18 protein-coding genes are annotated in these 13452 nt (G+C 54.4%); 3 read left to right on the top strand and 15 right to left on the bottom strand.

Annotated features, from left to right (window positions below; genetic code table 11):
- Position 1: 1 nt before the first annotated feature.
- The 5 genes from WMO45_RS12930 to WMO45_RS12910 form a co-directional block, all read right to left on the bottom strand.
- A complete protein-coding gene (locus WMO45_RS12930) occupies positions 2 to 1036 on the bottom strand; it encodes a helix-turn-helix transcriptional regulator (RefSeq protein ID WP_349141281.1) in 1035 nt (344 codons plus the stop codon).
- Positions 1037 to 1674: 638 nt separating this feature from the next.
- Entirely contained in the window at positions 1675 to 2238 is a 564-nt protein-coding gene (locus WMO45_RS12925; protein WP_349141280.1) for a tyrosine-type recombinase/integrase, read from the bottom strand.
- A gap of 111 nt (positions 2239 to 2349) precedes the next feature.
- On the bottom strand, positions 2350 to 2649 hold the full coding sequence (locus WMO45_RS12920) for a DUF6809 family protein (RefSeq protein WP_349141279.1): 300 nt from the start codon (positions 2647 to 2649) through the stop codon (positions 2350 to 2352).
- Between the two features lie 13 nt (positions 2650 to 2662).
- The gene (locus WMO45_RS12915) at positions 2663 to 3316 is read right to left on the bottom strand and encodes a SprT-like domain-containing protein (protein WP_349141278.1); all 654 of its coding nucleotides are present in this window, start codon (positions 3314 to 3316) and stop codon (positions 2663 to 2665) included.
- Positions 3317 to 3444: 128 nt separating this feature from the next.
- On the bottom strand, positions 3445 to 3723 hold the full coding sequence (locus tag WMO45_RS12910) for a hypothetical protein (RefSeq protein ID WP_080907055.1): 279 nt from the start codon (positions 3721 to 3723) through the stop codon (positions 3445 to 3447).
- 211 nt (positions 3724 to 3934) lie between these two features.
- Here WMO45_RS12910 and WMO45_RS12905 point away from each other — a divergent pair, with 211 nt between their 5' ends.
- Entirely contained in the window at positions 3935 to 4141 is a 207-nt protein-coding gene (locus WMO45_RS12905; RefSeq protein ID WP_349141277.1) for a helix-turn-helix domain-containing protein, read from the top strand.
- Between the two features lie 12 nt (positions 4142 to 4153).
- The gene (locus tag WMO45_RS12900; protein WP_349141276.1) at positions 4154 to 4285 is read left to right on the top strand and encodes a hypothetical protein; all 132 of its coding nucleotides are present in this window, start codon (positions 4154 to 4156) and stop codon (positions 4283 to 4285) included.
- A gap of 1156 nt (positions 4286 to 5441) precedes the next feature.
- On the opposite strand, the gene WMO45_RS12895 is transcribed toward WMO45_RS12900, so the two are convergent.
- Entirely contained in the window at positions 5442 to 5651 is a 210-nt protein-coding gene (locus WMO45_RS12895; RefSeq protein WP_349141275.1) for a helix-turn-helix domain-containing protein, read from the bottom strand.
- 100 nt (positions 5652 to 5751) lie between these two features.
- Between WMO45_RS12895 and WMO45_RS12890 the strand changes: the two genes are divergently transcribed.
- On the top strand, positions 5752 to 6414 hold the full coding sequence (locus tag WMO45_RS12890) for a hypothetical protein (protein WP_349141274.1): 663 nt from the start codon (positions 5752 to 5754) through the stop codon (positions 6412 to 6414).
- A gap of 67 nt (positions 6415 to 6481) precedes the next feature.
- Here the strand turns inward: WMO45_RS12890 and WMO45_RS12885 are convergent, their stop codons facing one another.
- The 9 genes from WMO45_RS12885 to WMO45_RS12845 all read right to left on the bottom strand — a co-directional run bounded on the left by WMO45_RS12885 (position 6482) and on the right by WMO45_RS12845 (position 13378).
- Positions 6482 to 6922, bottom strand: a complete 441-nt coding sequence (locus WMO45_RS12885; protein WP_349141273.1) for a hypothetical protein — start codon at positions 6920 to 6922, stop codon at positions 6482 to 6484.
- Positions 6923 to 6957: 35 nt separating this feature from the next.
- Positions 6958 to 7170 (bottom strand): hypothetical protein, encoded by a 213-nt coding sequence (locus WMO45_RS12880; RefSeq protein WP_349141272.1) that lies wholly within the window; start codon positions 7168 to 7170, stop codon positions 6958 to 6960.
- A gap of 46 nt (positions 7171 to 7216) precedes the next feature.
- Positions 7217 to 7651, bottom strand: a complete 435-nt coding sequence (locus tag WMO45_RS12875) for a hypothetical protein (protein WP_349141270.1) — start codon at positions 7649 to 7651, stop codon at positions 7217 to 7219.
- A gap of 478 nt (positions 7652 to 8129) precedes the next feature.
- A complete protein-coding gene (locus WMO45_RS12870; protein WP_349141269.1) occupies positions 8130 to 8672 on the bottom strand; it encodes an NADH peroxidase in 543 nt (180 codons plus the stop codon).
- A gap of 116 nt (positions 8673 to 8788) precedes the next feature.
- Positions 8789 to 9409 (bottom strand): ribonuclease M5, encoded by a 621-nt coding sequence (locus tag WMO45_RS12865; protein WP_349141267.1) that lies wholly within the window; start codon positions 9407 to 9409, stop codon positions 8789 to 8791.
- The gene (locus WMO45_RS12860; protein ID WP_349141264.1) at positions 9396 to 9839 is read right to left on the bottom strand and encodes a toxin-antitoxin system antitoxin subunit; all 444 of its coding nucleotides are present in this window, start codon (positions 9837 to 9839) and stop codon (positions 9396 to 9398) included. Before WMO45_RS12860 ends, WMO45_RS12865 begins: the two co-directional genes overlap by 14 nt.
- A 5-nt stretch (positions 9840 to 9844) precedes the next feature.
- A complete protein-coding gene (holA, locus tag WMO45_RS12855; protein ID WP_349141262.1) occupies positions 9845 to 10882 on the bottom strand; it encodes a DNA polymerase III subunit delta in 1038 nt (345 codons plus the stop codon).
- Between the two features lie 11 nt (positions 10883 to 10893).
- Positions 10894 to 13167: a DNA internalization-related competence protein ComEC/Rec2 gene (locus WMO45_RS12850; RefSeq protein ID WP_349141260.1), complete on the bottom strand. Its 2274-nt coding sequence runs from the start codon at positions 13165 to 13167 to the stop codon at positions 10894 to 10896.
- Positions 13160 to 13378: a helix-turn-helix domain-containing protein gene (locus tag WMO45_RS12845; protein ID WP_349141258.1), complete on the bottom strand. Its 219-nt coding sequence runs from the start codon at positions 13376 to 13378 to the stop codon at positions 13160 to 13162. The genes WMO45_RS12850 and WMO45_RS12845 overlap by 8 nt, the downstream gene beginning before the upstream one ends.
- Positions 13379 to 13452 lie beyond the last annotated feature (74 nt).

The following is a 13452-nucleotide window of genomic DNA, read 5'->3' as shown; positions in this document are numbered from 1 at the left end:
TTCAAACATACATTTCTTTAATATTGGATATAAACTCCCTCATATGTTCTGTCACGCTGGGCGGATTGATTATTTTAGCTCTTTTCCCAAATCCGCACACCCACGCAAAAAACTGATTACTAATTTCTACATCTGCGGTCACAACAAAATGTTCTTTGTCATCGGGTCTATAAAATACACCTTTGCCTATTCCAAATCGCTCAATAGCCGTATCAAGTAAGTGGTTGCGAAAACGGATGCTGACACGCGTTTGCTCCCCGCTAAACATAGAGAACACGCGGCGGGTATAGCTTTCAATGTCGATTTTAGCAAACTCTTCTGCACCCTCTCGCGGTTCATTAACAAGTTTTACTTCCTTCATACGGTCGATGCGATAGGTAGCAATTTGAAGTGCCTTTTTATTTCCAACAGGCCCATAACCCAGCAGATAATAATTCCCATCATTTATTAGTAACTTGTAAGGGCTGACCTTATAGGCGGCCCCTTTGCGGCGCTCTACCTGTGTTATCCCATCTTGAAGTGTATATTTCAAATATTTGAAGCTGATTTTCTGAGGGATATGTGGCTTGCCGTCTTGTCTGGTAGCCATGGCCTGATTAATTTTTGAGATAATTGTCATGGTTCCCTTTTGCGTTGTTTTCACTCGGTCACACAGGAACACTTCACGTTGGAGCTGTTCCGCCTGATAGGTGCTGCAAAACTCGCCCAGCGTGTCCACCAAATCTTTCGCTTGCCGGGCGGATATGAATTTGGCCGCATGGACACACTCGGCCAGCAGCCGCAAATCGTCAAACTCAAATTGACGAGACAGCAACCGGTATTTGCCGCCCTGTCCGCCTTCTATATCCATCCCGAACACATCCCGCAGGGCGGCAATATCCCGGTAGATGGCGCGGCGCTCCGCTTCAATCCCGCACTCGACTCTCAGATAGTCCACCACATCCCCGGCAGTAACGGGGTGGTTCTCGTCTGAGTTCTCCAAAAAGTATTTGGCAACATAGAGCGTTTTTACTTTTTGGTTTTCTGACTTTGCCATGTGCGCCGCCTCGCTTTCCCGGTTTTATATCCAGTGTATCACAAAATCAGGAAAAAGGCAGCAAGAAAGATACTGTTTATTATATCGACAATATGTGCGTATTATATTGCAATATGGTACTCTCAGATAACAATTTGGTTTGTATTTGGTGTTGATTTTCTTTTGAAATTAGCGGCAGGAAATAAATGAAACTGCAACACCGATAATAAACAAGTGGGGCTGAAATTTCTAAATGCCATACATCTTTTTGTAGACAATAACACACCCACCGAGTGTAGGGGTTAAACATGCTCCTCGCCGTTTGTTGGAATGAAGAGAAAATTAGAGTAAAGCAAATAAGTGAGACTTTAGTACTGGCCGAAAAATCCCTAATCTTTCTTTATTATTAGGGATTTTTCGGCCAGTACTAAACTCTTATTCGATTGGTACAGCGTAGTTTTTGACTCACCAAAACAAAAAGTGAATGTTCTATCGGCCCCAAAAATTTCTTAATAATAATAGTTAATAAGAAATTTCTGGGGCCGATAGATGCTTCATTGATTTTTTACGCTCGAAGAATTTCAGAGTTTAATTAGCGGCGAAATTGAACGGAAACCAGCACTTTATACCATTAAATGAAGTGACAAGCGACCCAGCTATTAAATAAGTTGTGCATGGTTTTGGATTGCTGTTTCTATCCTTTGTGGCTCAATACCGATATACCGTTGTGTCACGGCGGCGGAGCTGTGCTGCAATAGCCGCTGCACCAGGGCTATGTCGTAGTCGTTGGCCTTGTATATTTCCGTGGCGTACCACTTGCGGAAGCTATGAGTGCTGATTCCCTCATAGCCCAGATAGTCACACACGATATGAAGTTGCTTTTGAATGGCCCGTTCTGTGATAGGGAATATCAGCGCGTCCCTGCCTATACCGTTCCGCAAACAATAATTCTCAATATATTGCTGAATGACCAGCGGAACCGTGAACACCCGGCGCTTCCCGGTTTTCTGCTCGGTGACTTCCAGGCGGTATCTGTCACCATCCCGGACAATATCGCAGGGTCGCAGCTTCAATATATCGCTGATACGCAAGCCTAAATTTCCTTCCAGCACAAGGGCGGTGGCTATACGCTCATTGGGGCGGCAACCGCTGAACCCCTCGCGCATAGTCTGGATTATCTCTTTATATTGCCCGGTGGTGAGCGCCTTTGTTTTCTTGTTCATGGTGGCCTCCATCGTCAAAAGTTCGTTTTTTAAGGCGGTAAAGTTCGTGTATTTCGAGCGGCGGCGGGAAAGTGCCATGATTGCTTGATTTTAGTGTTCGTATTTGTAGAATTATAAGAACTCATTGACTTGTGGCAACTGTGAGCGGTATTCCCCAATCACATCCAGGATGAACCGCGCCCCAATACGCACGCCACGCACAAATGCGTCCTGCTCTGAAATATCGGCAAGCTCCATTTCTTTGTTGAAAAACTCGTCCAGGGCTTTCTTTCCTTCTGGGGAAAGCTCCTTGCGGAAGCATTCCATACAAGCGACACTTTCACGGTGGATTTTCTGGTAAGGGCTGCCCTCCTGGACAGCCCTTTCATCGGGAGTGACATTTCCCTTCCACAACTCTTCCAGCAGATACATTTCTATGTCCTCCTTAATTCCCATCAGCTAACACCATCCGCTCGTTGCAGTCCAGGCAAGCGATATTCACCGCTTTGGTGGCCCGAACGGAATTCCCGCAGCAGGGGCAGATATACTTTCTCGTGCTGGACGGGCGCGGCGGCGGGGTGGTTCCTGTGCCGCTGTGCGTCCCGGTGCCGGTGACCTGGAACCCGGCAAACTCGTTGCGGTTTATGAGAATGTCGGTCAAACCGTTCTCCAATACGAAGTCAAGCAGCGCCTCGCCGGGGGCCGTGTGTGACCATCCATATTTGTCGCTGTGGGTGACGGTCAGGCCGTGGGCCTCAGCAGCGGCCTTGAATTTCTTATTGTGGTAGGTATTGCCCCGGCTGCAATCCTGCACGCCGTTCTCGAAGTTGTAGTAGTGAACCATTTCGTGAAGCAGGGTCGCCGCCACTTCTTCGATGGGCCGGGCCAGCGTTCCGGCTCCGATATTGATTTCATGGGTGCCGCCCAACTTGGAAACCCAGGTATCTTCCCGCAGGGAGAAGTGACCATAGGCGCGGGGCGTGGATTGTATGGTGATGGTCGGCCTTGAAAGTGTACCTTCAAAAAATTCAGCATTCAGCAAGTCGAACACTTTGTTGAGATACCCGGCTACGCGGTTATAGCTTGTCAGTTCCTTCATGTCTTTTCTCTCCTGTTCTTGATTTTAGGGAGAGGGCAAGCTATAATGTTCTTGCCCTCTCCGTTCTGGTTTGGGTGGAAGCTCTTTGTCCGCTTGCTTTGGTCGGCGTTCGGACAAGGGGCTTTTCTTTATGCGCTGATGGTGAAGCGGCGGCTCTGGCTCTGCTTAGTGAAGGCTTTGTAGAGGTCACCGTACACCTTCTTGAAAGCAGTGGTATCGAAGCGATTGGAGAGAACGGAAGTCCAGCGGACGATGTACTTTCCAGCGGCCAGCTCCTCGGTGTCGCGCTCCATCATTTCGGCCTTGATGCTGTCCCGGATAGCTTCGGCCTCCGCCTTGGCCTCTTCGATAACGGCTTCCCACTCGTTCAGGGCCTCGATTTTGGCTACCAGTTCATTCTTGCTCATGGTTCATTCTCCTTTGTTTTGATTTAGGGTGTTCCCCTTAACTGATTATATATTACACCTTTTTCGAGTGTAATTCAATTCGCAAAACTCACAGATTTTACACTTGATTTATGTGTAATTTTAACACTTGAAAAAGGTGTAATCCTATGTTAGAATAAGGACAATGGAAGAGGAGCGTAATTTTTGACGCGCCCCGGAATGGAGGCCAAATATGCCAATTAAATACAAGATTGATATAATTGCCGCACTGAAAGAAGCCGGATACAATACTACCAGAATTCGGAAAGAGAAAATCATGGGGGAAGCCATGCTGCAAAAAATCCGCAGCGGTCAAATGGTGTCATGGGCCACACTCGAAACCATTTGCGGGTTGCTCAACTGTCAACCCGGCGATTTACTGGAATACACCAAAGAATAGGAAGGTGCCGTCATGCTTGGAGATACCGACCTGCCCCTTGCCCTTATCATGGAAGAGATTTTAGGCTGGGAGAAGAAGCCCGGTCAAAAGGATAAAGAAGAGGAAGAAAATCAGCAGAAAGATTCAGTTTCTAAAAAGTTTTGATACAAAAAAGAAGTCGGAGAGAAGTTTTCATAACTTCCTCCGACTTCTTACATTTATTTGAAATAACACTTGACCGTCTCATCTAACTATTCATTGAATGCCTGGATAAGCTAGTGCTCGGCTTTGGCTGTAATCTCCTTGGTGCTTCTGTCAATCACGCTTTTTGCCACAGCGTCCACGAGGGCGCGCCGGTGTATGAGAAAATCATAGAATCGCTGGCGGCGGTTCTGTTCATCCTGCCAGTCTGCCTTTGCACGCTTGTAATTTTCAAGTGCATTTGGAGCGGAACCGCTTTGTGCCGCAAGTACAGCCTCTATCCAATTAAGACGGTCTGTGCTATCCTGGCGCTCAAAGTCTTGCAAAATCTAAAATAATTCTTGAAACATGAATGTTTCCTCCTTCGGATGATTTTTGAATATACACTTTCAGGCGTGTTGCCTACACTCGGCTTTGCTGCCCGGAAGCATAAAATAGAAACCCGCTACAAGATGGAAGGCCGCTACGCCTTCACTCTTGCTTGTTTAAGCCTACAAAGAGAACGACGAATTGCAGACCTCGATTTCCTTTTTCTGTAATTATTATAACATAAAAAATTTTTTATGGCAAAGAAATGGAATAGTGCTCTCATTTCCCGTATTCTACAACAATGTTGTTGCCTCTCTTTGAAAAGTTGGCACTTTACATTTTGAAGTTGTTGTTACTTCTTAAAAGTTCTTTCGGAGTTGTCATTTTTGTTCAGGAGTTGAGCTTTTGCGGGTGAAGATTGCTTTTTGAAAGTGTAGTTTCAACTTGGAGCGGAACCATAATCGCGAGCGGGCGAGGAAATTACCCTCGCAAGAAGGTAATTGGGAAGGTGTGGGATACCCACATGCGGAGCGGGTGAAGGCTGCGGCCACACCAGGGCGGGGGATGGTTTCGGGATAGCGCATTTGTAATTCGCGGTGGCGGCTTTTCTTGGCGTTTTTCCCGACCGCTGAAAACAGACGGGAAAAACGGGCGAAAACGGCGGACACGGGAGTTCGCAGCGCGCAAAGCAAATTTTCACGAAACACTATGCAGCCAGGATATTGTATTGACTACAGGGAGCCATTAAGATTACTGTGTGGGATTAGATTTCTCATTGCAACAAAAACGGGCGGGTTTCCCCGCCCTGCAATTAACTTTCATCGTCTTTGATATATTTCATAATATCGCCCACTTCGCAGTCCAAGATACGGCAAAACATCTCAATGGTATGGGTGCTGACGCTTTCGTTGCGCTTCAATCTGGTGATTTGCGCCGGACTGACATTGTATTTCTTTATGAGGGCATATTGGGAAATCCCTTTTTCTCGCATAACATTCCACAAGTTGTCGTAAGAAATCATAACATTCAAGCCTCGCTCTCTACTTGAATGTTAACCGAAGACGATGTATAATCAGATTAACCAATATCGGTTAATATATTTATATAGGAGGAAAAGAAAAGTGAAGAAAATATTGTTCCTTGTTCTGTCAGCGATGCTTATGTTGTCCTTGGTCTCTTGTGGCGGTGGTGAAAGCAGCGACACACTTAATGGTGATGAATCCAATATAACTGGTGGGGAGACCAGTGATGCAATGAGTGATGATAAAACTGATTTAAAAATTGGAGATACAGCAAGCGCAGGTGACTGGGATTTTACTTTAACAGATGTGGAGTTTAGCGATGCCATGACAGACGAGAACAACGGCCTTTACTATCTCCGCCCAGCAGATGACGAATATAAGAGCGCAGCAGGAAATTCCTTTTACACAGCAGAAAGCGGCAATGTATTTCTGTTTTTTACCGCTGAATTATCTTATAATGGGAAGAAATCGGCGGAACTCGGAAATCAAAGTGAAAATAGCATAGGTTTTGAAATTCGTTACGGCGATGGCTATACCTTTGATACCTATGAATTTGTTATAGCCGATGGACAAGGGGCAGATGGCAGTAACTTGTACACTTATGATAGCGTCTTTGAACCCTTAGACTCAGGCCGTGAATGTAGAGGCTACTTCGAAGTTCCTCTTGAAGTTCAGAACAGTGAAACCGATTTTTTGGTGTTAGCGGTGACCTTTATGGATATAGATGGAGCAAAAACTGAACTAGTATATGACATTAGATAAAAGAACAATAACAGAGAGGACGGTACACCAGCAGCACCGTCCTCTCTGTTATTGTATTCCATTGTTTTCAAGCGCCCTTCTGCTCCTTCTTCTCTTCCTGCTTTTTCTGGAAGGCAGCGAGATCAATCACCTTGGGCGCATTGTTGCCAAAATCGGGCTGCTCCCTGTACTTGGGGAACTGGGCCTCAAACCAATCCCGCACAAACTTGTAGGGGCTGGGCTGCTGCTTGGAGCACTCCTTTACCACCTCAAACTGGGCCAGCAGCTTATCGGCGTTCTGGAACACACTCATGTACTGCTCCATGTGCTTGTAGGTCAGGTTCTTGGTCGGACGGGCCTTCTTGGGGGCGCGGCGGGTCTTGCGAATTATGGTCAGGCCGGGGAAGTCAGCCCGAATCTGCTGCAACAGCTTGTATTCCTGGGAAGTTGGGTTGCTGGCGGCGTCCTCAAAAGCCTTGGTCATGGTCAGGGTGTTGTTCACAAAGTCAACCTTGTAAGTGTTCTTCATAGTAATTTCCTCCTAAAATTCAATTCTGTTTTGTCTCAAAAGTCGATATAGAGGTCAGGGATATTGCCTTCGTAGAGCGGCGGGTTGGGGCATGCACCTTTCTGTTCGTTGTATTCGGCGGTGAACTCAGCTTCCAGTGCTTCGTCAGTCAGCGCCGTTAGGCGTTCTTCCTCTTTGTCTCGCTCGTTGTAGGTCTTGCAGAAGGACAGCAGGTAATAGGTCATGTAGCCACGGGTGAATTCCATCATATTAAGCTCCTTTTCTGATTTTTGAGAAGTGTACTTCAAATAGTGTTTACTGATTGGCAGCAAGCGGGAAATCAACGGTTTCTTTCTCGCTGGCGGTTTCCGCCTCGCTGTTGTCAGCAAAGAACGCCTTGTACTCGTCGTACTTGGGGAACTTAGTAAGAAACCAAGCCAGCACCGCACGATAGGGGTTCTGCTGGATGGCTGCGATTGCTTTCTGGTCGTTGAACTCCTTAATGAGTTCCTTGCCGTTGGCCTGCACGTTCAGGAACCGCTCCATGTTGGCGTAGGTCAGATTCTTGTAGGTGCGCTTGCTGGTGTTCTTCTTGATGGTCTTGGTCACCATCTGGGCGCTGGGGAAGTCCTGACGGTAGGCTCTCCACTCTCTGTATTCGGGAGTGCCGAAGATACGGGCCTGCTTCTCGAAAGCCTTGGTGACCTGGGCGTGGGTGTCGTCGATGTAGATGATAGCATTCTTTTTCATGGTGATATTCTCCTTTATCATATCTTTTTTGTTTTGAGAGGTTTTGTTTTTCTCTTGTTCTCTGTTCCTCTTTGTGCTTTAAGTATAGCATGGACAAAGAGAAAACCTGTACTTTAACAATGACATGTAATATAATCAAACTATGAAAAAAAGCAGCCCCAAAGGGCTGCTGAAATGGAGAGAAACCCGGCAATTTTGATTCTGTTTGGATTCCATCCAATGAAAAGTCTGTATTTTTCCTTCTGATTAGGCCAAAACTTCATAAAAGTTGATGGTTTTTCTCAAAAACTTGTTATTAAGCGGTGAAAACCGCTTGATATTGGTGCAATTCTGGTGAGTTGCACATGTGAAAGTCAAAAAAGTGTGAAGAGAGTAAAAGTTGCACACCAAGTTGCACACTTCGGCCACTCAAACGCAAAAAGAGAGGGAACCGGTTTCCCGATTCCCTCTCGAAAAGTGCTTGATTATCCGGTTTGGATTAGCCGAAGTAACGCTTCAGCAGGCCCTCGAAAGCCTTGCCGTGGCGGGCCTCGTCGCGAGCCATCTCGTGGACGGTGTCGTGGATGGCGTCCAGGTTGAGCTCCTTGGCCTTCTTGGCCAGCTCGGTCTTGCCCATGGTGGCGCCGTTCTCAGCGTCCACGCGCAGCTCCAGGTTCTTCTTGGTGGAGTCGGTCACAACCTCGCCCAGCAGCTCAGCGAACTTGGCAGCGTGCTCAGCCTCCTCAAAGGCGGCCTTCTCCCAGTACAGGCCGATCTCGGGATAACCCTCGCGGTGCGCCACGCGGGCCATGGCCAGGTACATGCCGACCTCGGTGCACTCGCCCTGGAAGTTCTCACGCAGGCCCTGCAGGATCTCCTCGGGAGCGCCCTTGGCCACGCCTACCACGTGCTCGGCAGCCCAGGTCTTATCGCCGCCCTGCAGCACGAACTTCTCCTTGGGAGCCTTGCAGATGGGGCACAGCTCGGGAGCCGCATCGCCCTCATGCACGTAACCACAGACAGAGCAAACCCACTTTTTCATATTGATTGCCTCCTAAATGTTATTTTTTGTTTTATTGTATCAAATGGTTTGTCGGAATCGTTAATCAGTAATGATTATCATTTCTGATATTAAGATAGCACAACTTAACTTTTCCGTCAAGGGTTTTTTTCATTCTTTGAAAAAATTTTTTCTCCAGCGGCGGCGGCCAGCTCCTCATAAGAATACAGGGCGTTGAGCACCTCCAGCAGGGCGTTGGGCGACAGGTGTTCGGGCAGCTCCAGCGCCCGCAGCAGGGCCTGCCGCTTTTCCGCCGCCCCCGGTCCGCCGGAGAGCCCCAGGGCAAACAGGTCCGCCTTGGTGATGGCCCGGCGGGGCGGCTCGCCGGACGCCCCTTCCTCCAGGAAGGTGGCCCCCGCCCGGCGCAGAGCCGCCTCCAGCACCTCGGGGCGCATGCCCTCCACCCCCAGTTTGCCCTCCTTGCCGGCCTGGCGCTTGCGCCGCTCCTTGCCGTAGACGTCGGGGATGTAGGCGTGCTTCACCCGCTCGGGCGGGATGCTGCCCTTCAGGAAATTGCGGATGACGAACCCCGCCCCATCGGAGTCGGTCAGGACCACCAGCCCCCGCTGTTCGGCCAAACGGCGCAGCAGCGCCAGCCGCTGCCGGTCCTTGAAGATGCCGAAGCCCGCCGTCTCCAAAATCACGGTGTCCACCAGCTGGGAGAGGGTATTCTTGTCATAGCGACCCTCGACGACGATGGCCTCTTTAATCCGCAGCATGTCCGCTCCAGTTCCGGCAGGCGTAACCGGCATACCAGCCGTGACCCAGATATTCGGTGTAGAGCACCCCGGGCCGGGCGCTGCCGTGCCAGGGGACCGAACGGACCCCCAGCCGGTCCAGCGGCTGGCTGGACAGCCAGGCCGCCGCCCGGGGACTGCCCAGGGCCACCACTGCGGCCCCCTGCTCCATGCGCACCGACTCCAGCTCCACCCCGTCCAGAGGCACCGGACCCAGCGCGTCGGCGGCCAGCTCACCGGCCTCGGCCGCGTCCCGCAGGGCCGCCAGCTCGTCGGCGCGGACGGTGAGCAGGCGCTTGGCCTCCCGCCGGATGTGGTCCACCGCCTTTTTGCGGCTGCCCGCCGCCAGATACCAGCCCGCCGCGCCCACGGCGGCGGCAGCCGCCAGGGCGGCCAGTGTGTTCTTCTTCATCTGTGTTACGCTCCTTTCTTGACGGCCAGCTCCATCAGCAGGCCAATGAGCAGTTCCTCTCCGTCCGCTCCGGTGGATTTCATGGCCAGGTCGGTCTCCCCGCAGCGGATCACCGCCCGGCGGCACCAGGCCAGGGAAAACCGCCGGGCCGACTGCATGAGCCGCTCAGCCGGGTAGGCCGAGCGCATTCCCCACAGCTCCATCAGGTACGCCGTCCCCTTGCGCTGCTCGATGGCCAGGCGGGCGGTGTACAGCTGGCGCAGCTGCTTGCCCAGCACGGACAGCAGCTTGATGGGAGCCTCCTGCATGTGCAGCAGGTCCCCCAGCACCGCCGCCGCCCGGTCAAAGTTCCCGGCGGCGATGGCGTCGGTCATCTGGAACACCACCGCGTCCAGCTGAGGGGTGGCCACCGCGTCGATGTCCTCCCGGGTAATGCGGTGATGGCGGGCGTAGGAGCCGATCTTCCCGATCTCGGAGATGAGGTTGTTCATCAGATCCCCGCACAGAAAGATGAGGTATTTGGCCTCCTCGGTGCCGATGTCGTGGTCCATGGCCCGGAAGCGGCGGGAGATCCAGTCCACCAGATCCCCCTGCCCCTGCCGGTTGAAGGGCACCACGCTGCCCCGCTCCTTGACCAGGGCGGCCAGCTTGGTGCGGGCGTCGGCCTTGTACTCGATGAGGTCGTAGACGAACACCAGGCACACGTACTCCGGCAGATCCCGCAGCACGGCGGCCAGGGCGTCCTTGTCTCCTTTATAAATGTCGTAGTCGTTGACGATGATGAGGGTGCGCTGGCTCATCATGGGCAGGCAGTCCACCATCTGCGCCAGGGTCTTGACGTCAAACTCCTTGCCGCTGATGGTGTGGAGGTTGAACTCCTCCATCCCGGCAGGGAGCAGCTTCTGCCTGATCTGCCCCAGGTAGTAGTCCCGGAGGTAGGCCTCCTCCCCGTGGAACACGTAGAGGTTGCCCACGTTCCCCTCCCGAAGGTCCTTTTTCAGCTTCTGATAGGCCGCGGTATCCGGCTTTGCTTTGGGCGGCATGGCGATTCTCCTTACGTTGCGGTAATGGTGACGGTGCCGGACCAGTCGGTCCGGTAGACGGCGCACCCGGCGGCGGCCAGACGCTCCAGCGTCTCGGGCGCGGGGTGCCCATAGGAATTGTAGCCCACGGAGATCACCGCCGTCTCCGGCCGGGCGGCCAGCAGCAGTTCCTCCGACGTGGCGTATTTGGAGCCGTGGTGGCCCACCACCAGCAGCTCTGTATCGGGCAGCGCGCCGTACTTGACCAGCCGGCGCTCCACCGTGTCGTTCATGTCTCCGGTGATGAGCGCGTCAAAGTCCCCGGCGGTGCACAGCACGCTCAGCCCCTCTTCATTGCTCCCGCCGCTGCCCAGAGGTGCGTAGATGCGCAGGGACGCTTCCCCAAGCGCCACCCGCGTGTCCTCCCCCAGCAGCAGGGTGTCAATCCCCCGTTCCGCCGCAAGGGCCAGGATCTCCTGCCGGAGGGGGTCCTCCTCCTCCACATCGGGCAGGACCAGCAGCCCCACCTCCACCCGCTCCAGCAGCTCCGGGACACCCCCGGCGTGGTCCTCATGGTAATGGGTAAGTACCAGCAGGTCAATGCGGCTGCGCCCCAGGGACTGGACATAGTCGGCGGCCACATCCCCCGCATCCTCCGCCCCGCTGCCACCGCAGTCCACCAGGGCGATCTGTCCCTGGGAGCACAGGGCCACCGAGAGCCCCTGCCCCACATCCAGCACCGACACGGTGAGGGCCCCGCCGGAGCGGTCGGCGGCCTGGAACACCAGCGCCGCACACAGCGCGGCGGTCGCCAGTCCCACCGGCAGCAGCGGACGCCCTCCCCGCCTTCTGCCCAGCAGCCAGAGCAGCAGCAGGGCGTAGGCCAGCGCCAGCCACACCCGGAGGTAGACCGACTGGGTGGACACCGAGGCAAAGGGCAGCCGGGCAATGGCCCCGGCCAGAGCCAGCAGGTAGCGCACGGGCAGCGCCACCACTTCGGCCAGCAGACGGGCCGGACCGGGCAGCACCAGGCCCAGCACGGCGGCGGCCAGTCCGCCCAGAAAGGCGTCCGACACCGCCCACAATCCCAGCAGATTGCTCAGCGGCGCGGCCAGGGAGATACTCTGAAAGTGGAGGGCCGTCAGGGGCGTGGTGAAGGCCAGCGCCCCCAGGGTCACCGCCAGGCTGGAAAGCAGGAAGTTGGCCGCCAGCGCCGCCGTCCGGGGCCAGAAGCCCTTGGGCCGGGCGGGCAGGCGGGCCTGCCCATAGGCACACAGCGGCCCGGTGAACAGACAGATGCCCGCCGTGGCGGCAAAGGAGAGCTGCAGCGAGACGCTGGCCGCGGCATAGGGGTTATAGAGCAGCAGGAGCATCAGGATGGTGGACAGGGCGGTGGGTGGGTCCTCCTCCCGCCCCAGCAGCGGAGCCAGCAGCAGCATGGACTGCATGAAGGCCGCCCGGAGCACCGATGGCGTGGCCCCCGCCACCGCGGCGAAAAAGGCCATCAGCGCAATGCCCACCACCGCCGAGCGCCGCCTGCGGCGGCCCAGCAGGGCACTCACCAGACCGGACAGGAAGCTGACGTGCAGGCCGGACACGGCCACCACGTGGGCCAGGCCCGCCCGCTGGAGGTCGGAATAGGTCCCCGCCGGCAGCTGGGATTTGTCCCCGGTGAGCAGAGCCGTCACCAGCGGAGCGGCGTCGTCGGGAAAGATCCGCGCCACGCTCTCCTGCAGGGCCCGGGACACGTAGGCCGGCCAGCTCCACACCGGAGGGCGCTCCGGACGGCGGCACTCCGCCGGGCCCCGGGCGTAAGCGATCAGCCGGATGCCCCGGGCATAATAATAGTCGGTGGGGTCCCCGGCCATGACCCCGGCCGTGCGCAGCTCGGCCGTTACACGCACGGTATCCCCCGGCCTCAGGTCGGGTGCCCCCTCCTCCAGATAGAGCAGGGCGGGGATGGATCCACCTTCCACCGGGTGGAGCCTTGCCAGGACCCGGCTGCCAAAGCCGCTGTCCTCCGGCCAGCCGGTGACCTGCGCCTCCACCGTGCCCTCACTGCCGGACAGAGCGTCAGCAGGGGCCAGGATCAGGCTCCCATACACCCCCGTCCACAAAAGTCCCGCCGCCAGGCCAAAACCCACCAGCAGCACCCGCAGCCGCCGCGTCCCATCCAGGAGCAGCCCGGTCAGGGCCGCCAGGGCGCACACCGCCGCCCCGGGGACCCGCGCCCCCTCCGGCAGCAGATACACCGCCAGGAACACCCCGGCCGACAGCGCCCCGGCAAACCACGCCAGCCTACGCACGGGGCGGGGAGGGATTGTCGGTAAGGCCCAGGATATAGTCCGTGCTTGTACCGTACAGCTGCGCCAGCTTGAGCAGGGCCCACACCGGGATCTCCCGGATGCCCTTTTCATAGCGGCGGTATACTTCACGATTTAAATTCAAATACTCTGCAATCTGGATCTGGGTCTTGTCGTGGTCCACCCGCAGATCCTCCAGGCGTCGGAAATACATTTGGCAGCACCTCAACCAAATGCTACTTTTTTGTGGCATTGTGAGGTTAATCTGCTACCGTACGAATGTAATTA

This window comes from Flavonifractor hominis, from assembly GCF_040095835.1.
In the GTDB taxonomy this organism is placed as follows: domain Bacteria; phylum Bacillota; class Clostridia; order Oscillospirales; family Oscillospiraceae; genus Flavonifractor; species Flavonifractor hominis.
Note: the sequence above shows the minus strand (reverse complement) of the source record. Positions and strands in the feature narration are given on the sequence as shown.

Excerpts from the sequence above, each read along its gene's own strand:
- WMO45_RS12930 (WP_349141281.1), bottom strand. The coding sequence starts at position 1,036 with ATGGCAAAGTCAGAAAACCAAAAAGTAAAAACGCTCTATGTTGCCAAA.
- WMO45_RS12925 (WP_349141280.1), bottom strand. The coding sequence starts at position 2,238 with ATGAACAAGAAAACAAAGGCGCTCACCACCGGGCAATATAAAGAGATA.
- WMO45_RS12920 (WP_349141279.1), bottom strand. The coding sequence starts at position 2,649 with ATGTATCTGCTGGAAGAGTTGTGGAAGGGAAATGTCACTCCCGATGAA.
- WMO45_RS12915 (WP_349141278.1), bottom strand. The coding sequence starts at position 3,316 with ATGAAGGAACTGACAAGCTATAACCGCGTAGCCGGGTATCTCAACAAA.
- WMO45_RS12910 (WP_080907055.1), bottom strand. The coding sequence starts at position 3,723 with ATGAGCAAGAATGAACTGGTAGCCAAAATCGAGGCCCTGAACGAGTGG.
- WMO45_RS12905 (WP_349141277.1), top strand. The coding sequence starts at position 3,935 with ATGCCAATTAAATACAAGATTGATATAATTGCCGCACTGAAAGAAGCC.
- WMO45_RS12900 (WP_349141276.1), top strand. The coding sequence starts at position 4,154 with ATGCTTGGAGATACCGACCTGCCCCTTGCCCTTATCATGGAAGAGATT.
- WMO45_RS12895 (WP_349141275.1), bottom strand. The coding sequence starts at position 5,651 with ATGATTTCTTACGACAACTTGTGGAATGTTATGCGAGAAAAAGGGATT.
- WMO45_RS12885 (WP_349141273.1), bottom strand. The coding sequence starts at position 6,922 with ATGAAGAACACTTACAAGGTTGACTTTGTGAACAACACCCTGACCATG.
- WMO45_RS12880 (WP_349141272.1), bottom strand. The coding sequence starts at position 7,170 with ATGATGGAATTCACCCGTGGCTACATGACCTATTACCTGCTGTCCTTC.
- WMO45_RS12875 (WP_349141270.1), bottom strand. The coding sequence starts at position 7,651 with ATGAAAAAGAATGCTATCATCTACATCGACGACACCCACGCCCAGGTC.
- WMO45_RS12870 (WP_349141269.1), bottom strand. The coding sequence starts at position 8,672 with ATGAAAAAGTGGGTTTGCTCTGTCTGTGGTTACGTGCATGAGGGCGAT.
- WMO45_RS12865 (WP_349141267.1), bottom strand. The coding sequence starts at position 9,409 with ATGCTGCGGATTAAAGAGGCCATCGTCGTCGAGGGTCGCTATGACAAG.
- WMO45_RS12860 (WP_349141264.1), bottom strand. The coding sequence starts at position 9,839 with ATGAAGAAGAACACACTGGCCGCCCTGGCGGCTGCCGCCGCCGTGGGC.
- holA (WP_349141262.1), bottom strand. The coding sequence starts at position 10,882 with ATGCCGCCCAAAGCAAAGCCGGATACCGCGGCCTATCAGAAGCTGAAA.
- WMO45_RS12845 (WP_349141258.1), bottom strand. The coding sequence starts at position 13,378 with ATGTATTTCCGACGCCTGGAGGATCTGCGGGTGGACCACGACAAGACC.